General features: G+C 47.2%; 18 protein-coding genes and 1 pseudogene. 1 reads left to right on the top strand and 18 read right to left on the bottom strand.

Annotated elements, in window-relative coordinates:
* Positions 1-85: 85 nt before the first annotated feature.
* The 6 genes and pseudogenes from I656_RS04825 to I656_RS04845 all read right to left on the bottom strand — a co-directional run bounded on the left by I656_RS04825 (position 86) and on the right by I656_RS04845 (position 6,598).
* Positions 86-295 (bottom strand): hypothetical protein, encoded by a 210-nt coding sequence (locus I656_RS04825; RefSeq protein ID WP_015374958.1) that lies wholly within the window; start codon positions 293-295, stop codon positions 86-88.
* 207 nt (positions 296-502) lie between these two features.
* Complete coding sequence (xylB, locus tag I656_RS04830; RefSeq protein WP_015374959.1) at positions 503-2,002, bottom strand: xylulokinase; 1,500 nt, start codon at positions 2,000-2,002, stop codon at positions 503-505.
* 13 nt (positions 2,003-2,015) lie between these two features.
* Positions 2,016-3,353: a xylose isomerase gene (gene xylA, locus I656_RS04835; protein ID WP_015374960.1), complete on the bottom strand. Its 1,338-nt coding sequence runs from the start codon at positions 3,351-3,353 to the stop codon at positions 2,016-2,018.
* A 92-nt stretch (positions 3,354-3,445) separates the two neighbouring features.
* Positions 3,446-5,052: pseudogene (locus I656_RS19775) on the bottom strand (glycoside hydrolase family 43 protein).
* 44 nt (positions 5,053-5,096) lie between these two features.
* Positions 5,097-5,756: an SGNH/GDSL hydrolase family protein gene (locus I656_RS04840; protein ID WP_033006097.1), complete on the bottom strand. Its 660-nt coding sequence runs from the start codon at positions 5,754-5,756 to the stop codon at positions 5,097-5,099.
* 47 nt (positions 5,757-5,803) lie between these two features.
* Positions 5,804-6,598, bottom strand: coding sequence for a Nif3-like dinuclear metal center hexameric protein (locus tag I656_RS04845; protein ID WP_020755819.1), 795 nt, complete (start codon positions 6,596-6,598; stop codon positions 5,804-5,806).
* A 282-nt stretch (positions 6,599-6,880) separates the two neighbouring features.
* Between I656_RS04845 and I656_RS04850 the strand changes: the two genes are divergently transcribed.
* Positions 6,881-7,159 (top strand): endo-1,4-beta-xylanase, encoded by a 279-nt coding sequence (locus I656_RS04850; protein WP_369770206.1) that lies wholly within the window; start codon positions 6,881-6,883, stop codon positions 7,157-7,159.
* A 248-nt stretch (positions 7,160-7,407) separates the two neighbouring features.
* Here the strand turns inward: I656_RS04850 and I656_RS04855 are convergent, their stop codons facing one another.
* From I656_RS04855 to I656_RS04910, 12 genes are all read right to left on the bottom strand, one after another.
* Complete coding sequence (locus I656_RS04855) at positions 7,408-8,049, bottom strand: YesL family protein (protein ID WP_020755817.1); 642 nt, start codon at positions 8,047-8,049, stop codon at positions 7,408-7,410.
* A 77-nt stretch (positions 8,050-8,126) separates the two neighbouring features.
* Entirely contained in the window at positions 8,127-8,972 is an 846-nt protein-coding gene (locus I656_RS04860; RefSeq protein WP_015374970.1) for an SDR family oxidoreductase, read from the bottom strand.
* Positions 8,948-10,063 (bottom strand): mannonate dehydratase, encoded by a 1,116-nt coding sequence (gene uxuA / locus I656_RS04865; RefSeq protein WP_033006094.1) that lies wholly within the window; start codon positions 10,061-10,063, stop codon positions 8,948-8,950. Before uxuA ends, I656_RS04860 begins: the two co-directional genes overlap by 25 nt.
* A gap of 7 nt (positions 10,064-10,070) precedes the next feature.
* Complete coding sequence (gene uxaC / locus I656_RS04870; protein WP_020755815.1) at positions 10,071-11,486, bottom strand: glucuronate isomerase; 1,416 nt, start codon at positions 11,484-11,486, stop codon at positions 10,071-10,073.
* Between the two features lie 36 nt (positions 11,487-11,522).
* Complete coding sequence (locus tag I656_RS04875) at positions 11,523-12,221, bottom strand: GntR family transcriptional regulator (RefSeq protein WP_013145193.1); 699 nt, start codon at positions 12,219-12,221, stop codon at positions 11,523-11,525.
* A gap of 115 nt (positions 12,222-12,336) precedes the next feature.
* Positions 12,337-12,984, bottom strand: coding sequence for a bifunctional 4-hydroxy-2-oxoglutarate aldolase/2-dehydro-3-deoxy-phosphogluconate aldolase (locus tag I656_RS04880; RefSeq protein ID WP_020755813.1), 648 nt, complete (start codon positions 12,982-12,984; stop codon positions 12,337-12,339).
* A gap of 15 nt (positions 12,985-12,999) precedes the next feature.
* Entirely contained in the window at positions 13,000-13,953 is a 954-nt protein-coding gene (locus tag I656_RS04885) for a sugar kinase (protein WP_020755812.1), read from the bottom strand.
* 31 nt (positions 13,954-13,984) lie between these two features.
* Positions 13,985-15,496 (bottom strand): GH39 family glycosyl hydrolase, encoded by a 1,512-nt coding sequence (locus I656_RS04890; RefSeq protein WP_020755811.1) that lies wholly within the window; start codon positions 15,494-15,496, stop codon positions 13,985-13,987.
* Between the two features lie 15 nt (positions 15,497-15,511).
* On the bottom strand, positions 15,512-17,551 hold the full coding sequence (locus I656_RS04895) for an alpha-glucuronidase family glycosyl hydrolase (RefSeq protein WP_020755810.1): 2,040 nt from the start codon (positions 17,549-17,551) through the stop codon (positions 15,512-15,514).
* 17 nt (positions 17,552-17,568) lie between these two features.
* On the bottom strand, positions 17,569-18,459 hold the full coding sequence (locus I656_RS04900) for a carbohydrate ABC transporter permease (RefSeq protein WP_015374977.1): 891 nt from the start codon (positions 18,457-18,459) through the stop codon (positions 17,569-17,571).
* A 14-nt stretch (positions 18,460-18,473) separates the two neighbouring features.
* Positions 18,474-19,421 (bottom strand): sugar ABC transporter permease, encoded by a 948-nt coding sequence (locus tag I656_RS04905; RefSeq protein ID WP_013145187.1) that lies wholly within the window; start codon positions 19,419-19,421, stop codon positions 18,474-18,476.
* 110 nt (positions 19,422-19,531) lie between these two features.
* On the bottom strand, positions 19,532-21,181 hold the full coding sequence (locus tag I656_RS04910) for an extracellular solute-binding protein (RefSeq protein ID WP_020755809.1): 1,650 nt from the start codon (positions 21,179-21,181) through the stop codon (positions 19,532-19,534).
* Positions 21,182-21,580 lie beyond the last annotated feature (399 nt).

Here is a 21,580-nt window from a genome sequence, read left to right as displayed (position 1 = left end):
TCGATCAATAGACGGACACGAACCATGTCCAATCGCTGTTCCCCGGCGTCCAACAAACGGGCTGCTTGTTTGTGCATTGGTCGCTTTATTCAACATCTTTTAACAAACGGCTGGCCACTTCGATAAACATTTTGCCGTCCTCAAACGAAAAATAGCGCATGCTGTTTTCATGGACAAGTTCTTCGATTTTTGCCCATGTCTCCGTATCGCTGCGATGATGGATGCGTTCGAGTTTCTCTACTTCCAACTTCAAGGCACGAACCACCCATTTCGGCTCATCCGCTAGAAATTGCAACAGCTGTTCTTCCAATCAGCATTATAAAACGTCTGATTGTAATACGAGTCAAAGAAATATTGAAGATGTTCAAATTCTTTTCGAATGTCCATGTTTCGCTTCCCCCTTTTCAGTTCTTCTTTCAACAAGCATGGCGTGTTATCCTGCCCCGTGGCCTGATCAAACAAAAAACTCCCCAAACCATCCACTGGTTTAGGGAGTTTGTCGTCACGGCCGAAACGCTTTTAACCGTTTGGCCAGCTCTTTTGTGTGCGGATACATCTCTCGATAAATGGAAAACAGCTCTTTGTACTTGGCGACCGCATCCGGCCGCGGTTCGACGACGGATTCGACTTGTTTGAACGCATCCGCGCATTGCTTGAGCGAATCGAACCAGCCGACGCCGCAGGCCGCGATCATCGCGGCGCCGAGCCCCGGCCCCTGTTCGTTTTTCAGCTTCTCAACCGGCAGGCCGAAAATATCAGCTTGGATTTGCAGCCACTCGGCGCTTTTCGCCCCGCCGCCGATCGAGACGACCGAGTCGATCGTTTTGCCGCTCGCTTTGATGATCTCCACCGACTCGTTGAGCGAGAACGTAATCCCTTCCATGACCGCGCGGGCGAAATCCCATTTCGTCTGCCGCGAGTCGATGCCGATAAACGACCCGCGAATATCGGCGTCCGCATAAGGCGTCCGCTCGCCGACCAAATACGGCGTAAACAACAACCCGTTCGCACCGATCGGCGACTCGGCAGCGCGCTGGACGATCTCGGCAAACGGCACGTCTTCCGCAAACGTCCGCTTCCACCAGTCAAAGCTGTAGCCCGCCGCCAGCGTCACGCCCATGATATAGTAAGCATTTGGCTCGGCATGGTTGAAGTAATGCACTCGTCCAGCGAAGTCTTTTTCCCCACTTTGTTCATAGGCAAGCACAACGCCGGACGTGCCGATGCTTGACATCATGCGGCCTTCTGCCAAAATGCCCGCGCCAACCGCGCCGCAGGCGTTGTCCGCCCCGCCGGCAAACACTTTCACCGATACCGGCAGCCCCGTCTGCTCGGCCACCTCCGGGCGCAGCGTCCCGACGAACGCCGTCGCCTCGACAAGCGGCGGGCAAAGCGTGAGATCGACGCCGACCGCACGGGCGATCGCCTCGCTCCACGTTTTCGTTTTGATATCCAACAGCAGCGTCCCCGCCGCATCCGATACATCCATCGCCATGTGCCCGGTCAAGCGGAAGCGGACATAATCTTTCGGCAACAAAAACACCCGCGCCTGCTCGTAAAGGTGGGGTTCATGGTTTTTCACCCACAGCAGTTTCGGCAGCGTAAACCCTTCCAGCGCCTCATTTTTGGCAATGGAAAGCAGCTGGTCGCGGCCGACCTTTTCTTCAATTTCCCGACACTCTTCCGTCGTTCGCGTATCATTCCACAAAATCGCGTTGCGCACGACATTCCCGTCGCCGTCAAGCAACACCAGCCCATGCATCTGTCCGGAAAAACTAATCCCCGCGATCGACTCGGGGGAAACGCCCGCCGTCTCCCAGACGCGGCGCAGTGCGACGATCGTTTTTTCCACCCAATCGTCGGGGCGCTGCTCGCTATAGCCGGAATGCGGCTGGTAGAGAGGATAGGACTCGGTCCATTCCCCTCTGACTTGCCCATTGCGGTCGACAAGCAACACTTTCACCGCACTTGTTCCTAAATCGACGCCAATGACATATTCCACGCTCATCCCTCTTTCACGAACGAGATCCACTCGGCGCGCTGACTTCGAGCAAATATTGATTCAGCAACGTTTTCAAGCGCTCAAGACGTCCGGACGTATTGCGAATGTCGCCAAGCTGCAACGCGTATTGCTCCAGCTTGTGGAAGTCCGCCGTTCCTTCGACGATCTCGCGGCCAATGCCTTCCGTATAGCTTTTGTACCGCTCTTCGATGAACTGTTCAAACACGCGGTCTTCCAGCAAGCGATGAGCGACTTTCAAACCAATCGCAAAGCTGTCCATCCCGGCGATATGGGCGTAGAACAAGTCTTCCGGTTCAAACGAACCTCTCCGCACTTTCGCGTCAAAGTTCAAGCCGCCGCGCCCAAGGCCGCCGTTTTGCAAAATTTCGTACATCGCCAAGGTCGTCGCATACAAGTCGGTCGGGAATTCGTCCGTATCCCAGCCAAGCAGCGTATCACCTTGGTTCGCATCGACCGAACCGAGCATGCCGTGGATGCGGGCGACGCGCAGCTCATGTTCAAACGTATGGCCAGCCAACGTCGCATGGTTCGCTTCGATGTTGAATTTGAAGTAATCCTTGAGCCCGTACGTTTGCAAGAACGCCAACGCCGTCGCGACATCAAAATCGTATTGGTGCTTCGTCGGCTCTTTCGGCTTCGGCTCGATCAAAAACTGGCCGTCAAAGCCGATTTCTTTCGCATAGTCGACCGCCATGTGCAAGAAGCGAGCCAAATTGTCAAGCTCCAGCTTCATGTCCGTGTTCAGCAGCGTCTCATAACCTTCCCGGCCGCCCCAAAACACGTAGTTTTCCGCTCCGAGCCGTTTGGCGATCTCCAACCCTTTTTTCACTTTCGCCGCCGCATAGGCGAACACATCGGCATTGCATGACGTTGCCGCCCCGTGAACGAAGCGTGGATGGCTGAACAAGTTCGCCGTATTCCACAGCAGTTTCGTTTTGCTTGTTTTCATGTACTCTTCAATCATATCTACGATTTCATCCAAGTTTTTGTACGTCTCGCTGAGCGTTTCCCCTTCCGGCGCGATGTCGACGTCATGGAAGCAGAAAAACGGAACGTTCAGCTTTTCAAACAGTTCAAACGCCGCCTCCACGCGCGCCTTGGCCAAATCCATGCCGCTGTATTTGTCCCACGGGCGAATCATATTGCCGACGCCGAACGGATCCGATCCATCCCCCGTGAACGTATGCCAATACGCGACCGAAAAACGCAAATGCTCCTCCATTGTTTTGTCGCCGACTTTTTCTTCCGGATTATAAAACTTAAACGCCAACGGATTGCGCGACTCTGGTCCTTCATATGGAATGGTGCCGATATTCGGGAAATACGCCATGTCCAAGTCCTCCTTAAATAAGCGAGAATGATTTGTTTCAGTTTTATTATAACGCTTTCATATTTGTTTGTCTATCATATAAACAAAGTATTCTATAATTCTTTGTACAAAAAATAGTCAAAATCCGCATAGTTGTTTTGCCCCGAACCGTCCCGACAATGCATGCCCACAAACGCTCCGGTAAACGCAGCCCGGCTTTTGATATAGTCATCCGACAGTTTATATGATTCAAACGTGACAGGAAGATCAATCCAATTCATTCCATCGAAAGAATAAGAGTATTTGTACGTTGTCGCTTGCACGGTTACCCGTAAATACACATACTCGATGTCATCAGGAACGACAATCTCCCGTCCCCGCAACGGTTGATCAACCACGAGATGATCGCATGTCATCAATTCAAGAATCCGTCCTTTTTCCTCATGCCATGTGATTTGAAGCGTCGTCCAGTTTTGCGTATTGTAATAGTTTACTAGACCAGCCGATTGCTGAAAGGTTGTGGGGCGAAAGGACACTTTCGTCTCGGCAATGAAGTAAAAATGCTGCCATCGTCTGGCGACAAACGCCTGTGTAAACCGGGAAGTAAGCGACTCTCTTCCGTACAGCCGCAAATGTCCCGGACGAGCCTTTAAGGTAGCGATGTCTTCCCCTAAAGGAATTCGTAATGTTTGAAAATGGTGGTTTAATGTATCACCATCAAAATCATCTTTTTCATCGTAATCTTTTTCCCACGGAACTTCCTCAACGTTCGGCCCGTCGATTTCTAACGAAGGCCCGTTTCCTCCGACCACATAGGGCCATCCATCTTTCCATTCAAGCCGCTGAATCGCTGTTTCACGTCCGAGCGGGCAATAGCCGCGGTGTTCCAGCAGCGGCTGCCCTTCTCTTGGCAACGGCCGACCAGTTAAATGAACAAGAAACCATTCGTCCGTATGAGTATGGACAATCGACGCATGGCCGGCCTTTTGCAGCGGATTGCGCGGGTAAAGCCAAGACGTAATCAGCGGATTGTCGGGATGCACCTCATACGGACCATAGAGAGAGCGCGACCGGGCAATCGTCGCCGCATGGTTGTACCGCGTTCCCCCTTCCGCCGTCAATAAATAATAATAACCATTGATTTTATACAAATGCGGCCCTTCTGTAATTCTTAAGTCCGTTCCTTTGAAAATAATTTTCGGCTCACCAACCAATTTTTTCTGTTCCACACTGTATTCTTGAAGCACAATCCCGTAAAACGGATGATGCCGACGCGGTGATCCCAATACATATTCACCAAGTATTTTCTTCCGTCCTCATCGTGAAAGAGAGACGGGTCAAACCCAGAGCTATTTAAATAAATCGGATCCGACCACTCACCATCGATCGTGTCGCACGTCACAAGATAGTTGTGCCCATCCTTCCACTGGCCTTCGACAACTTTCACATCCGTATAAATGAGCCAAAACTTCCCGTCGCTGTACGACAAATGCGGCGCCCAAACGCCCCCGGAATCCGGGTTTCCGATCATATTCAATTGGCTTAACCGATTCAATGGCCGCGCCACCAAACGCCAATTCTTTAAATCTTTCGAATGATAAATTCTCACCCCCGGGAACCATTCGAACGTCGAAACGGCAATGTAATAGTCATCTCCCGCCCGGCAAATGGATGGATCGGGATGGAAGCCGGTTAAAATAGGATTTTTGATTTTGGACAATTGTACTCGTCCCCCTTTCTAAGGATGTATGTATGATTAATTTATTATCTAGACCTAACCCACTCAAACCCAATCTCCCTCAAAAACGCCCTTGCCAAAATCATATGTCCCGCAACGGACGGGTGAACCCGATCCCAAGCGAGCGCAGCCGGGTAAAGCGTCTTTAATACTTCATTGAAAGCTGCTTGGGTATCGACGAATAAACTGTTTGTTTCTTCCGCAATTTGCTTGACAACACGGCCATATTGATCCATTGTTCGGCGCATCGGATCCTGTTCATTTCCTTCGATATAAAACGGTGTCATCAAAATGATTCCTTTCACAAGCGGCTTCGTCTCGAGCACAAGGCTGCGGAGCGTCGCTTCATATTCATCCAAGTATACATGTTTTTCTTTCATGAACGGCAAATCATATTGCCGCCAAACATCGTTAATACCGATCATGATCGATACCCAGTCTGGCTTTTGGTCGATGACATCTTCTTTCCATCTTGCTTTCAAATCCCGCACCGTATTGCCGCTGACACCTTTATTGACGACGCGAATGCCTAGTTCGGGGTAAACCGCTTGCAAGAGACCATCCACATAAGCGACATATCCCGTGCCCAACGCTCCGAATGATCCTTCTCCCTCTGGCCGAGCGCGGCCGCAATCAGTGATCGAATCACCAATAAAGAGCAATTTTTCGCCAGAGCCGATTTTCATTCTCCTCTTTTCCTCCCTTGAAGTCCTATTCAAATTTGAAGTCCTATTCAAATCACCTGAAAAATCGGTCGCTCTCGAAGAAAATGGACGGGGATATCCGGAAACTGCTCCCCTAGCCATTCGGCCAAATACTTCATGCCTGGCTCTTCGCTTTCCGCATGTCCCAGTACAATCAACGCCTTTTGTCTTCCTTGGTACACGGCATCCCGAATATATTCCGGCGTCTCCCATTCAGGCCCCTCTCCATACATAATCGCATCGAGATGTTCCTGTTCAAACAATGGAATCGACAATGCCCCGCCGCCTCGATACCCCACCAATATTCCAATGCGGGTGCATGGCGCAGATAAATCTCCAGCGATACGTACAAATGGAATGCTCAATTTTTCCTTCGCATATTCAGCCACTTCCTTTGCCGTCATGCAGGGAATCGCTACAATCGCAGCGGCCGGCAAATATTTAGAAACATATGACTCCCACCCCAAAGCGCGAATGAAACCGACCATGATGCCATCCGGTTGATGCCGATGCCAATAATCATGAAATCGGTAAATCGCAATGCCCGACTCGCAGATCAAACGAATCTTTTCCTGATGTACCGGATCCTTTTGCATCATGTCGGTGTTGTCAGTATGGCTATAAAATAATCCTTCATGAGTAATGAGCAGATTGGCCTCCATTGAGACGGCTTGTTGGATCACACGATATGTAGGCATGAAGCTCGTTGCAATCCCCTTCACTTCCATGTTAGGGTCGCCATACTGAAGAGTATCCACGGTATTGGGAATTTTCCCAACCGATGCCGTTAATCGCTCTATCACATCTTGAACAGTAGTTGCCATAATTCTGCTCCTCTCGCCTGTTACGTCAGCTGTTATGAAATTCTCGTCCCATGTTTGTTCATAAAGAATAAGCGGTAAGCAACGATTTTAAGACCACTTTGTTCTGCCTCTCTAAAGATATCGTCGTTCGGCTACTCTGTTTCTCCTTCTCGAAAATAACGGCTAAAAACATTGCAACTAAGTATGTTTTGTATTCAAACTAATTATATACAGAATTTTTTTAACTTTCAAGTATGCCATTCGTACATCATCATCCAGTAAAAAGAGTGCTGTCCGTTTTCACTGTTGAGACAAATATTCGCTGCCGTTACATCACCGAGCTTCCAACCATATTATTTGAGCGATAAAATTAGCAACGTCACCTTCTGGGGCATCGCCGACAATCATACGTGGCTCGACAGCCGTGCGGATGTGTACTATGACGCCAACGGGAATGTTGTGGTTGACCCGAACGCTCCGTACGCAAAAGTGGAAAAAGGGAAAGGAAAAGATGCGCCGTTCGTTTTTGGACCGGATTACAAAGTCAAACCCGCATATTGGGCTATTATCGACCACAAATAGACAGCCAAAAGCACATCGGTGTCTCCAGCAAGGAAGAGGATGTCTCAACAGCAACGAGGCATCCTCTTTCTATATATACCGTATTGAACGAATTCACTTCTATATCCGGTGTTTCATCGAGAGGACAGACATCCTTTTAAGCCAGCCCTTTTTGATCGCTTGTGTTGACAACTCCTTAGTCCGCTTCAGCTTCTTTTAAGCCATAATGGACCTTTTTCTATATTTACTCTTAAGGGAAAGTGTTCATATCACCCCCCTTGTTTCCTGACCTCCAGCCTTTCCTCTGTTTTGCGAAATACACGCAATGCGCCGCTCATCACCACCAAGGCGAGCGAACTGATGCTGAAAAACGGGATCAGCCCCGGAATATACATCAATAAGACGAACAAGACCCCAACACTCATCAGCATCACGAGCGTCATGAGTGGATTGGCCATTCCAATGAGAAAGGCATATTTGATATATTGCCAAAAGCGCAATTCGTAATGCACATAGATCGGAAATACATATAAAAGCGTCACTGTATAAAAAATGAAAATGACCAGCAAAGCAACAGAAAACGGAAATCTCCATTCTATTGGCACGTGGGCGAGGTATAAAAGATCGATATAGAAAATATACGCTGCCGCCATCAACAAAAGCCCAATCCGGTTCGCCCGCCAAAATTCACCTTTATACGTACGAACGAATGTTTTCAGCACTGGAACATCGTGATCGTGAAAGAGAAGCCACTTCCTTACGATCGTAAACAGCGCCACCGTCGCCGGCGCAATGCCGAGAATGACAAGTCCAAGGACGGTAAAGACAAACCATAATAGATTGATATATGCAAGTCTTGTAATCCATTCACAAGCCCGATACAACTTTCCATCCAGCAAGCCGGTGCGCATAATTCATCCACCTTTTCTTGTTTTTTACCAGTATATCATAAGTTAAAAAAAGAGGGGAGGCTTTGTTTACCCTCCCTTCAAACTCCGGCATAAGCCAAAAAGCCGCCGTCAACAGGAACAGTCGTTCCAGTGACAAATCCACTCATTTGATCATCCACAAGCCAAAGCAAAGTCCCCAGCAAGTCTTCCGGCTTGCCGAGCCGCCGCATCGGTGTATGCATCAAAATTTTTTTCGTCCGCTCTGTATACGATCCGTCAGGATGTTTCAAAAGATGTTCATTTTGTTTCGTCAAAAAGAATCCCGGGGCAATCGCATTGACGCGAACCCCGATCTCAGCGACATGCACAGCCAGCCATTTCGTGAAGTTTTCAATTCCCGCTTTAGCCGCACTGTACGCCGGCACTTTCGTCATCGGCCGCGGAGCGCTCATCGAGGAAATATTGATGATGGTTCCCCCTCTTCCTATCATCTGTTTAAGAAAATGCTGCGTCGGGATGATCGTCCCAAGAATATTTAAATCAAAAACATAGGAAAACCCTTCTGTCGTCAAGTCGAAAAACGTTGTAATGTCTTGATTCTCTAGATCCTGCAACTCGAGTATTTCCTTTGTCGTAATGCCTTGCGGATGGTTTCCGCCTGCCCCATTAATCAGGACATCGCACGGCCCGTAAACGTCCGCTACCATTTCTGCCGCCTGTTTAACGCGTTCGACATCCAGAACATCGCACGAAATGGCCAGCGCCTCACCTCCTCGCTCTTCAATTTCATTCTTGATTCTTTCAGCTTTCTCGAGCGTTCGGTTTAAAATCGCCACTTTCATTCCTTGGCGGGCCAGTTCTTTCGCCATGCAGCTGCATAATACCCCACCCCCGCCCGTTACAACCGCTACCTTGCCTTTTAAACTTGGATGGATCGGGAGCATGTCTTCTCACCTTCCTGCTTCTTTTTTTCATTCTCCAAACTATCCCAAATGCCAAGCAAGTACATAATGCCAAGCGCCCGATCGTACAACCCGTAACCAGGACGAGCTTGTTCCCCCCAAATCATTCGGCCGTGATCTGGTCGAATGTACCCTTGAAAATTAGCTTCATGCAACGCTTTCATGATCTCGCATATATTCAACGAACCGTCGCAACTGCGATGAGACGTTTCCTCAAAATCGCCGTTCGCGTGAATTTCGACATTCCGTACATGAGCAAATGGCACTCGTCCCATTCGCAAAAAATGGCGGAAAATGTCCGGAACATCGTTGGCCGGATTGGCTCCAAGCGACCCGGAGCATAATGTCAACCCGTTCGCAGGGCTGTTGACCATATGAACGATTCGATCCAAATTCTCCTTATTGGTCGCAATCCGCGGCAATCCGAACACCGACCAGGGCGGATCATCAGGATGGAGAGCCATCCGAACGCCACACTCTTCCGCTACTGGAACGATTTGTTCCAAAAAGTAACGCAAATGATCAAATAGATCATCTTCGGTTACCCCTTTATATAGCGAAAAAAGAGGCTTGATTGTTTTCAAGCGTTCCGGTTCCCATCCCGGAAGCAAAAACCCGTTCGCTCCGCTTTCAATGCGGCGGATCATTTCCTCCGGATCGATTTGTTCAATCTTTTGTTTCTCATAGGCGAGCACCGTCGATCCGTCAGGCCGCCTTTTGGCTAAATCAGAACGGGTCCAGTCAAAAATCGGCATAAAGTTGTAACAAATCACTTTCACTCCTGCTTTCGCCAAGTTGCGAATCGTCTGTTTATAGTTTTCAATATATCGATCTCGGGAGGGCAAACCGAGTTTAATATCTTCGTGGACGTTGACGCTCTCAATGACTTCAAGATGAAATCCTTTTTCATTTACCTGCCGTTTGAGTTCCAATATATCATCAAGCGGCCATACTTCACCGACTGGAATATGATATAGAGCTCCAACGATTCCTTCAACTCCTGGAATTTGCCGAATATGATCTAATGAAACAGTATCATGTTCCTTTCCGAACCAGCGAAACGTCATTTTCATTCTGATCTCATCCCCCACTCACGCCGACTTGAAAGTATTGTTTCGCGTTGAAGTAACATACATCTTGAACGATTTTCCCTAAAAAATCATAGTCTTGCGGCACCTCTCCTTTTTCAATCCATGAACCGATCAAATTGCATACAATTCTGCGAAAATACTCGTGGCGTACATAAGACACAAAACTCCTTGAATCGGTCAACATTCCGACAAACGTGCTGAACACACCGACATTGGCAAGATCCGTCAAGTGTCTGATGATGCCATCTTGATGATCATTGAACCACCAAGCTGCGCCAAATTGAACTTTCCCTTTTACTCCTTCTGATTGAAAATTGCCGACCGTTGAGGCGACAATATAGTTATAAGCAGGGTTTAATGTGTACACAATCGTTTTTGGCAGTTGATCGCGACGCTCTAGCTCATTAAGAAAGGCATTTAACGGCTGGGCAAGGAAAAAGTCATGAATCGAATCATATCCTGTATTCGGACCAAGAAGCCGGAACATCTTTTCATTTGTATTTCGAATCGAACCGATGTGCAGCTGCATCACCCAACCAAGTGAGTGGTACAATCGGGCTAAGAAGCATAAAGTGAAAGTTTTATATTTTTCCTCCTCCTCACGGCTGAGGACAAATCCATTTTTTCGTTTTTGAAAAATATCGTTTGCTTCCTTCCAACCGCATTCTGAATACGGCATCGATTCTAAGCCGTGATCAGCCATCCGGCATCCTTTCTCGTGAAAATAACGCACTCGGCTTTCAATGGCTTGCAGCAGCTGACTGTAATCATGAATCGGCAGGCCAGCTGCTTCCCCTAGCTTTCCCACATAGTCTAAAAACGAAGGGCGGTTGATTTCAATGACTGCATCAGGACGAAAAGACGGAACAATCTTTACTGGAAATGATGGATCTTGGGCAATTGCCTGATGATCAGCTAAATCATCGAGCGGATCGTCCGTTGTCCCAATCCACTCCACATTAGATTTGACCATGAAAGAGCGGGCTGAGAATCCTTCCTGTCTCAATAAAGCGTTGCAATGATCCCAAATTTCGCGCCACGTCCGCTCATTCAGAAGAGCATCCACTTGAAAATAGCGTTTTAGCTCTAAATGTGTCCAATGATAGAGTGGATTCCCGATGCAATACGGCACCGTTTTCGCCCATGCTTGAAACTTTTCCTCTGGAGAGGCGTTTCCGGTAATATACTTTTCTTCGACTCCCATCGCCCGCATCGCCCGCCATTTGTAATGATCCCCCTCGAGCCAAAGCTCCGTCATATCATGAAACCGCCGGTCTTCCGCAATCTCTTTTGCGCTCAAATGGCAGTGATAATCAATAATCGGCAATGATTTCGCATAGTCATGGTATAACACTTCGGCATGCTTGTTTTGCAACAAAAAATTTTCATGAATGAACGGCTGCACACTGTCTCCCTCCCGCAAAGCGAAACTTCCAACAACTTATACAAAATAATGAGGATACTGCCTTTTTAGTACGTCTTTTTCAATTTCGACAAGCCGCAAATGCTCTTCCATCACCTGACGCACTTTCTCTGCTTCTTTATTCGCAATTAACCGATAAATTTGCTTGTGATGGGAAATAATAATGTCCCAATCAAGATCGGATGATAGTCTCAGTACACGCAAACGATTGAAATGACTGTTTAAACTTTGCACCATTTTCCACGAGCGCGACATTCGGCAGCCATCGTAAATGAGCTGATGGAACTTTTCATCAAGCTCAAACAACTCAAGAAAATTTCCTTTTTCGGCACACAACTCTTGCATCGCAATATTCTTCTCCATTTCAAATAGATGATCTTGACGCAATTTCGTACAAGCTAAAACGGCCACTTCTTTCTCGACAACCTCGCGGATAAAGCGCCCTTCCTCCACATGTTCCAAGTTGATGCGCGAAACAATGGTTCCGCTTTGCGGAATAATATCAAGCAATTCTTCTTGCGCCAGTTTGAGAAATGCTTCCCGCACCGGGGTGCGGCTAATATGCAATTGCTCCGCGATTTCCTTTTCGGAAATTTTTGTTCCTGGTTCCAACTCAAGGCGCAAAATCTTTTCCTTTAGCATCTCGTACAACTGGTCGCGCGCTGAACCCCTGACAGAACTTTTAATTTGTTGGCTTTGTTGGGCAGTAAAGATCACCGTGCGATTCCCCTTTTTCTTATATACTAGTATGGCAGTGAGAAAGTACATCCATGATCATGTGTTTTCTTCCAATGTAGGAAAGAACATATTTCCTGTCAAATTTCTTAGCGATTCATTCCACATTCTCTCCCCTCACCTTGTGCACAATCGACATCCATTGAGCTGCCCGTTCGGCAATAATCTTCCACTGATCGTTTTCCAATGCCCCTTCAACCTTCACTAACGAGTTCCCGACACCGATGGCATCCACTCCCGCTTTTATATACTCTCCAGCCGTTTTCAGATTGATTCCTCCAGTTGCGATGAGGGGGATGTGGGGGAGCGGCTCCTTTATGCTTCGAATATAGTTTGGCCCAAACACATGGGCAGGAAATACTTTCACCATATCAGCCCCGTGCTGAAAAGCATTCACAATTTCGGTCGGCGTCAATCCTCCTGCAATACTGACAACCCGATTTTGTTTTGCCGCCTGAATCACATCAATAGAAAGGGAGGGGGAAACGATAAACCGCGCCCCAGCTGAAATCGCTCTCTGTGCTGTTTCAGCATCCAGCACCGTTCCCGCACCGATCAACATATCTTTCAGTTCCCTTGCAGCCTTTTCCAACGCGGCCAAAGCCCCAGCTGTTTCCATCGTAATTTCCATGATTGGAATGCCTCCCTGCCGCAAAGCCAATGACAGCGGAAGAACAGTATCAACCGTCGCACCGCGGACGACTGGAATGATGCCAATCTCTCGAATCATTTGGACTACCTTCATGTAGGTTCATCTCCTTTATCGCGTAACATCTTCCCGTCGCTGATTTATCAAGCGCTCGACGTCATCGCGTTCCGGCATGCCATCAGCATCCCCCTCGACCATTGTCACAAGCGCGCCAACTGCATTCGCTCGCTGCACCGCTTCTGTTAAACGAAGTCCTTCAAGCAGTCCGGATAGCAGCCCAGCTGCAAACCCATCCCCAGCACCGACAGGGTCGATTACCCTTTCAACAGGAAACCCTGGAACATACTCATGATGCGCATTCGTAAAATAATGGGCACCATTTGCGCCTAGTTTAATGACAACAAGCGAGGCGCCCATGTCAAGCAGCCGGCTTCCCCATTCCTCAACCGAATGTTTTCCGAATAAAAACGATGCCTCAGCTTCTCCAGGGAGAACCACATCTGATTCAGCTGCCATGCGAAGCATCACTTCCTTGGCCCGATCCGCTTCATTCCATAGTTTCAACCGCAAATTCGGATCAAAAACGATTTTCACCCCGTGACGACGAGCGATCGCCATGGCGGCAAAGATCGTTTCACGACAATTCTCGCTTAACGCCGGAGTGATTCCCGTAATATGCAAATACTTTGCCTCTGCGATATATTTCTCATCCAAGTCGGCAGGCGTCAGCCTGCTCGCCGCTGATCCTTTGCGATAGTAATACACCCGCGTATCGTTTGGACGTCTTTGTTCCTTAAAGTAAATGCCGGTCGGCGCTTCCCCATCCATTTTTACCCGGCTGACATCCACTCCCTCACCTTTCAGGAAAGACAAAATCGCCTTTCCAAACTCATCGCTTCCGACCTTGCTGATCCATCCTACACGATGACCTAATCGAGCAAGGCCGACAGCGACATTGGATTCCGCTCCGCCAATCCGCATAGTAAAGGTGGTCGCCTGTCTCATCAAGCCGACGCTTGTTGGTGTAAATACGGCCATCGATTCGCCAATGGTGACTACGTCCATCTCGTCCCTCCAAAACCACTTTAGTAATCTTTCATGAAGAATACGATGTCATTTCACCATCATCTAAGCCGACATATGTGCTTGTCTCATCTCGAACTTGCTCAATCTCGATTAATGTCACTTCGTTTTTTGATAGGACAATAGATAAATGAATCACACCGTCCGTTGCCCGTCTCTGCTCCGTCATCACATGAGGCTGCGCCACTTGACGCAACGTTTCCACCGCTTGACGGCTTGGAAAGCGGGGACGCCCCATCTGTTTCCAAACTCTCCACGCGTTCCCGTACTGCTCATTGACGATTTGCCGCTTGATAAAAACAGCGGAAAATGAAACTGGAATCACCAGCTGCACTTCTTTTGTAAATCCTTCTCCTTTTTCCATCACTAAATTCCAAAGCACTGCGGCAATCGATCCATCTTTCCGCCTTGTCACAATCATCTCTCCGTCACGATACAACAGTTCGTCGCCTAGAGCATTAAAGAATGTAAACGCATGAAATGTCGGTTTGGGAATCGAGTGAAGCGCAACTAGACCGAACCCACCGTGAAACAACGCCTTCGGAACATCCATTTCTTCAAACACATCGCTGAACGTCCAATACGAAAACGAGTCGACGTAATCTCCCCCCTCACTTAAAATACGCGCAATGTACGCTGCGTTGAGCGCTGTATCATGAATCGGGTTGATGGGGCTGTACGATGTATTATATTCGGTAATATGCAATGGCAAATGCGGAAACGGAGACTGGCGAATCAAGGCGCGCACCGTTTTGAATTGCTCCAACATATCTTCTGGCGGCTCAAGCTCTTGATAGTAATATTCAAACGTTTTCTTATGCGGCGCCTTCGATGTATAGGCATGGCGGCTGACAAAATCAACAGGCACCCTCCGTTCGGCGCAAAAGTGGAGAAAATCCGTAATCCATTCATCGCTTCCTCCGCAAATGGCCGGTCCCCCAACTTGCAAATGAGGATCAACGCTTTTTACCGCTCGGGCTGTCACCTCGTACAGCTTAAAATACTCCTGTTTGTTGGCATCTTTCCAGAAGTTCACTAAATTAGGTTCATTCCATACTTCAAACAGCCATGTCCGCACTTCCTCAATCCCGTATCGCTCAATGAAATGGGAAACGACCGCTACGATGAGATCACGCCACTTGTTATAATCTTTCGGGGGTGTAACGTTGCCTTTCCAATAAAAAACTGTTTGGTCTCCCGAAGCAAGCGCTTTTGGCATAAATCCAAATTCAATAAACGGCCGGATATTCAACGCTAAATACGAATCAACAATCCGGTCGATGTACGTAAAGTTATAAAACGGCTTCATTTCCCCATCGATTTCGACTTCTCGATAAATTCCGACATCATCGGAAAGCAAGCCATGACCGCGGATGTATCGAAACCCTATTTTCTCTTGCACGAGTTTCAAGTGATCCAAATACTCCTTTTGCAAAGCAAGGCCGAGCCGCCCGGTGCCAACGCAAAATTTCCAATTCTTTTTAAACTTCTCCCTCCCGTTGCTTGGCACGTTTACAACCTTCATGCTCCTCTCCCCTATTCACCGATAAATTTTCCGCCCGTATTGGTCGTCTATTCCTGACTTCCGGTAAAAGTACGTATTGATGACATCTCGCCATTCTTTAGCATGTTCCACTTGGATCGTCAATCGTTCCAATACATCATGATACCGTTTTTCGTCGATTTTCCCTTTCAGTTGTTCCCATCGTTTCCGCAGCTGTTTCGCCTGCTCAACCCCTTCAAAATGAGTATTGTAAATATGTTGAATGACCGTTTCCCCTGAATGCAGCCGATGAGTGTACGGAACGTGATGGAAAAACAAGAGCAGCTCATCCGGACAAGTGTCGAGCGACTCATACATCGCTGCATTTTCCGGAAAGTACTGCGCCGTATATCCTGTTCCCGTAGCAACCGTCCGGTCAACACCGATCCCGTCGCGGTCAGCATAATGGTACGTCCCCCAATGCGAATATTCATAGCCATCCACATTAGGACCATAATGGTGTCCTGGGTTCACCATCCAGCCGACGCCAAGCGGAGAGGTGTAGTTTTCATAAATTCTCCATGAAGATAGAAGCATCCAACTGATCGTCTCGACGACTCGTGAATCATCCCCAAACGTTTGCACAACCCATTCGTTAGCAATTTCTTCGGCAGACAAATCCGGATTCCAAGCGAGCCGCCCAAATCCATACAAGTTTGCTTGCGCCAACGTATGCCCAGTCCAGTTTGGGTCACTGCCAATATTAGATACCCCTGCGATCCCGCTGTATCGATAGTCAAATAGCGATCCATCAATTACCTTTTTTACTTCCGACCCTTTTCCCTTGGCATACGTATCAAAATCAAGCACCTCTTTCCACTGTGGAATCAAGAAGCATAAATGTTTTTGCTGTCCCGTATATTCCTGAGTGATTTGAACCTCCATCATTTGATTGGTTTTCGGCATGGCGCCAAATAACGGAGAAACCGGCTCCCTTACTTGAAAATCCATTGGGCCGTTTTTAATTTGCAAGATGACATTCTCGCGAAACTGTCCATCCAATGGCTTAAAGTGATCATATGCGGCTTTTGCCCGATCGGTCGTCCGATCGCGCCAATCTTGCTGGCAGTTATAGACAAAGCATCTCCAAATGACGAGCCCCCCAAATGGCGCCAACGCCTCTGCCAACATATTTGCTCCTTCCGCGTGATCGCGCCCATACGTAAAGGGACCAGGACGAAACTCGGAATCCGCTTTGACTACAAAGCCGCCAAAATCAGGAATATATTGATAAATACGTTTCGCCGTTTCCTTCCACCACCTTCGCACCTCGGGATCAAGCGGATCTGCTGTTGGAAGCCCGCCAATCTCAATCGGGCTTGCGTAGTTGATACTTAAAAATGTTTTGATTCCGTAGGTTCGGAAGATATCCGCTACTTCCGCCACGTCAGGCAAAAAGTGATCGGTGATGAGTTTCGTTTCGGTTTTGTGTACGTTGACATTGTTGATGGAGATGGCGTTAATGCCCACAGAAGCCAGCAATCGTGCATAATCTTTTATCCGTTGGTTTTGCTTCACAAACTGGCCACCGGCAAAGAAAATCGACCGTCCAGCATATCCGCGCTCAATGCTGCCATCCATATTGTCCCAATGATTGATCATGCGCAACCGGTTTTTTGGCTGCTCGATGATAGACAATTGGGCGATGTTCTCACCCATTTGCAATAATCGGAGGAAATGAAAGACACCATACAACACACCAGCATCTGTTTTCCCAATAATGTAGATACGGAACGGTCTATCGTCGACATCCGATCGAATCACATACCCTTCCGGATGAACAAGTGTTCCCTCTAATGGCCGCTCGTACTCTTCATCTTCAAGCGTCCCAAGCCAAATCGAATTAGCTGTTTCATTTACTTCCTGCACCACTTGCGGCTCAATCTCCATCATCGAACGAAGCCCTTTTTGGAGTTCTTCCACGGCTGCTTGAAAAATGGGCGATGTTCTTTTCGCCACAATCTCCTCAAACCGCAATCGACTATATTGATCCTTCCGCTCATACCGCAGCCAACAAGGTTCGTATCCCGCCGTCATGTCGAATTCTCCTCCTGTTACTCTTTTTCCGCCCCCAACACAATCCCTTTCACAAAAAACTTTTGCACAAACGGATAAACAATCAGCATCGGCAAAGCTGCGATGAAGATTTGTGCCGCCTTCACTGTCCGTTCAGATAAGTTTTTCAATGTTTCTGCATCGACGCTCATTTTCGTAAAATCCTGTTGAACAATAATCGTTTGTAAGAACGTAGATAACGGGTAATGTTTCACATCGGACATATAAATCAACCCATCAAACCATGAGTTCCAATGAAAAACCATCGTAAAGAGCGAAATCGTCGCAATGGCAGGCACCGAAATCGGCAAATAAATTTTCCAAAAAATCGTGAAATGATTTGCGCCATCCATTAAAGCGGCCTCTTCAAGCGATTTCGGCACCGAAGTTCGGAAAAAGTTCACAAGCAAAATTAAGTTAAAGGCGCTGACAGCTGGCGGTAAAATCAACGCCCAAATCGTATCTGTCAACCCGAGCTTCGTCACCACCATATAAGTCGGAACGAGACCGCCATGGAACAACATCGTAAACACAAAAATCCACATATAGAGTTTCCGGCCGCGAAAGGCGTCGTCGCTTTTGGACAGCGGATAGGCAGCGCATAACATGACTCCCATGGAAATGACTGTTCCCAATACAACACGCAAAAACGAATTCCAAAGGGAACGCAAAAAATTTTCATTCCCAATCGTTTTCTCATAAGCGTCCAACGTAAAGTCAACGGGCCACAGTCCGACCAGATTAGCGGTCGCCGCTGCACTGCCGCTGAATGAGACGGCTAAAATATGGATGAGAGGCAAAAGGCAAAGAACGGCAATGATCGTTAAAAGAGTATAGTTAAACACCGTGAATAGTTTATAAGACAAGCTTTTTTGGTAGTGATGATGCATAGACCTCCCCTCCCTTAGAAGATTTTATAGTTGGCATACTTATAAGCGAGACGATACCCTGTGACCACGAGAATAAAACTGATGACGGATTTAAACAATCCAACGGCTGTCGCATAACTAAAATCCCCGTTCAAAAGGCCGACACGGTAAACATACGTATCGATGATATCACCCGTTTTGTAAACAAGCGGATTGTACAAGTTTAAAATTTGATCAAATCCGGCATTTAAAATGTTTCCGAGCGACAACGTTCCAACCACAATGATGATCGGCAACATGGAAGGCAACGTAATGTAAATAGTTTGTTGCCACCTGTTGGCTCCATCCACGATAGCCGCTTCATACAACGATGGGTTAATGGAAGTAAGGGCAGCTAAAAATACAATCGTGTTAAATCCGCATTCTTTCCACACATCTGTAACGACAACAACGGTACGAAACCAATCGTTATCTCCGAGGAAGAAAATAGGCTTAACACCGAATATTGATAAAAAACGGTTAACAATCCCCCCTTCAGGAGAAAGCATGTCAATCAAGATCCCGCCCAGAATCACCCATGACAAAAAGTGCGGCAAATACACGATCGTTTGAACCGTCCGCTTAAACTTCATCACGTATACTTCGTTGAGAAGCAACGCAAACGCCAAAGGCACACCGAGGTTAAAGATGATTTTTAATGTTGAAATGACCAATGTATTCCATATGACTTGACGAGCGTCTTCATATTCAAACATCGTTTTAAAATGCTCGAGACCAACCCAAGGAGAACGCAAAAAGCCAAGCCAAGGCTCATAATCTTGAAAAGCCATGACTAGTCCTAGCATCGGAACATATTGAAAAATCAACACAATGATGAGGGCAGGAAGCAACATAACATGCAACTGCCACGTTCCTCTTCTTTTCTGAACTCTCTTTGCTTCCACCGCTGTTGTTTGTCCTTTGACATCGACGGCCGACTGCATACCCGTTTTCTCCTTCCGGCGTCATCTCTTGCAAAAAAGCAGGTGCGGACATCGATGTAAATTCTCTTTCACTGCTCGCCCCCGTCCGCACCCCACCATCGTTGAAACCGCTACTTTGCTCCTTTTACCGATTGATACCATTCATTCACTTCTTTTGTAATTTCTTTGCCCCCAGATTCTTCCCATTTTTTCACAAAGTCATCAAATGCACTGAGCGGCGCCCGTCCGTAAATGATGTTGGCAAAGGTTTCACGTTCCATTTTCGTCAAAAACTCTCCGCGTTTTTGCATCGTTTTAGTGGGCGGACCTGTAAACTCGTTTTCAATGCGGTATTGATTTTGTTGGTTGACGATTGTAGCCGCTTTCATAAACGACTCACCTAAAGATACAATTCGTGTATACTCATAGGCGTTTTTCGGCTGACGCTTCGTTGTATACAACTCCTCGACTAGATCATACAGCATGTACGGAACGGTCGGAATGGCTTCCGTAATGAAATAAGCCCCTGGATCCAATCTTCCTCCTGGAATTTCCTTGTCATCATAAACGGGCTTGCCGTTCTTCATCACATAGTCATAACCTTCCGCCAACCCGTATTTAAAATATTTCGAGTCATTATACACATAGGCGTATGCTTCATCTAAGTATTGGAAGAATTTATCCATATGTTTAAAGTCTTTGCTGAACAAAAACATGCCTGTAACCAATCCCTCGCCACGCCGGCCGATTTTGCCATCCGGACCACTCGGCAGTGGGTATGGTTCCACAATGGCTCCTGGATTATTTTTCAACGCATCTGCGATTGGCCATCCAGCAGCCCAAGGAGGAGCAGAAATGATTCCAGATTTTCCAGCGACAAAGCTTTTGATCGCCGTCTGTTCGTCCAAAATGCCAACTTCTTTGTCCAAGTATCCTTTTTCATACCATTCATTCAGCTTAGCCAACGCTTTTTTCATAGACGGCTGTACCGATCCATAGACAAGCTTCCCATCTTCGCCTTTTGACCATGAACCAGGTTCATAGTTGCCATAAGCACCGAAAATAAAGCTTCCGTCGGCCAACCAAGTCGCCAATCCGTTTTTGCTGGCCAGCGTCAAGCCAATCGTATCCTTTTTCCCATTGCCGTCAGGGTCTTTATTGACAAACGCGTCCATGATTTTTTCGAGATCTTCGATTGTTTTAGGTGGCTGAAGACCTAACTTATCAAGCCAGTCTTTGCGAATCCAAAGCAAGGAGTCAGAACCATTGCCTCCAGAGAACCGTGGAATTCCATAGCGTTTTCCATCGACAGTCGCCGGATAAAACGCTTCCGGAAATTGCTCATAAATCTTTTTCAATCTCGGTGACGCATATTTCTCAATCGCTTCATCGACTGGCATTACTTTTCCAGAACGAATTAAATCATTGATCAACTGCCCGTCTGACACTTTAAATACGTCAGGCAGTTTCTGTCCAGAAGATAAAGCTAAGCGAATTTTATTGTGATACTGTTCATCGTTTGGAGCTGTCCACAATGTTTTCCATTTAATCCCCAATTCTTTTTCCGACCATCGTGTGATAGGATTGTTGTTCAAATCCTCTCCCTCTCGAAATTTCGTATCATCCTTTAATGTGCGGACAGTTGTAATAGTTACAATGCCATTTTTCTCTTTTGAATCTCCAGACTCGTTGGACGAAGAAGATTGGCTGTCCGTACATCCTGCAAGCATTCCAACCGCCAGTGCAGTTGCGGTTAAAGCCGCAAACGCTTTTTTTAGCATATTTCTCCCTCCAATCCCATTGTCTCAAAATCCCCCTTGGCTGCGATCACATTCTTTTTGATAAAGAAAACATAACGATTCCCTGTCTCAATCCCCCCTTTCAAGGTCTTATTGAGAAAGCGATTTCAACCGATCGAAATCCAACTCCTAACCACTCCACAAACATTCTAGTATACTAGTTTGAAACGACGCATCCTACAAAATGGCTGTAATGCCTTCCTCATGATTCCAGACAAACAGAAGAATGAATTCTCGATTGACATCCCTGTTCATATAGTCAAAATGTCAATCAGCTTCATGATTTGCCGTTTGCTTTTCTACTACTAGTATGACTAGTATACTAGTTCTGCTTCCTATTATAATGGAAAGTCCACTTACATTCAATGATTTTCTGAAATC

Source organism: Geobacillus sp. WSUCF1, assembly GCF_000422025.1.
Classification (GTDB): Bacteria; Bacillota; Bacilli; order Bacillales; family Anoxybacillaceae; genus Geobacillus; species Geobacillus zalihae.
The sequence above is the reverse complement of the archived record's forward strand: the minus strand, read 5'-3'. Positions and strand labels throughout refer to the sequence as shown.

Coding starts and splice junctions, on each gene's coding strand:
- xylA (WP_015374960.1), bottom strand. CDS start 3,353: ATGGCGTATTTCCCGAATATCGGCACCATTCCATATGAAGGACCAGAG.
- I656_RS04840 (WP_033006097.1), bottom strand. CDS start 5,756: ATGAAAATCGGCTCTGGCGAAAAATTGCTCTTTATTGGTGATTCGATC.
- I656_RS04845 (WP_020755819.1), bottom strand. CDS start 6,598: ATGGCAACTACTGTTCAAGATGTGATAGAGCGATTAACGGCATCGGTT.
- I656_RS04855 (WP_020755817.1), bottom strand. CDS start 8,049: ATGCGCACCGGCTTGCTGGATGGAAAGTTGTATCGGGCTTGTGAATGG.
- I656_RS04860 (WP_015374970.1), bottom strand. CDS start 8,972: ATGCTCCCGATCCATCCAAGTTTAAAAGGCAAGGTAGCGGTTGTAACG.
- uxuA (WP_033006094.1), bottom strand. CDS start 10,063: ATGAAAATGACGTTTCGCTGGTTCGGAAAGGAACATGATACTGTTTCA.
- I656_RS04880 (WP_020755813.1), bottom strand. CDS start 12,984: ATGAAGGTAGTCCAAATGATTCGAGAGATTGGCATCATTCCAGTCGTC.
- I656_RS04885 (WP_020755812.1), bottom strand. CDS start 13,953: ATGGACGTAGTCACCATTGGCGAATCGATGGCCGTATTTACACCAACA.
- I656_RS04890 (WP_020755811.1), bottom strand. CDS start 15,496: ATGAAGGTTGTAAACGTGCCAAGCAACGGGAGGGAGAAGTTTAAAAAG.
- I656_RS04895 (WP_020755810.1), bottom strand. CDS start 17,551: ATGACGGCGGGATACGAACCTTGTTGGCTGCGGTATGAGCGGAAGGAT.
- I656_RS04900 (WP_015374977.1), bottom strand. CDS start 18,459: ATGCATCATCACTACCAAAAAAGCTTGTCTTATAAACTATTCACGGTG.
- I656_RS04905 (WP_013145187.1), bottom strand. CDS start 19,421: ATGCAGTCGGCCGTCGATGTCAAAGGACAAACAACAGCGGTGGAAGCA.
- I656_RS04910 (WP_020755809.1), bottom strand. CDS start 21,181: ATGCTAAAAAAAGCGTTTGCGGCTTTAACCGCAACTGCACTGGCGGTT.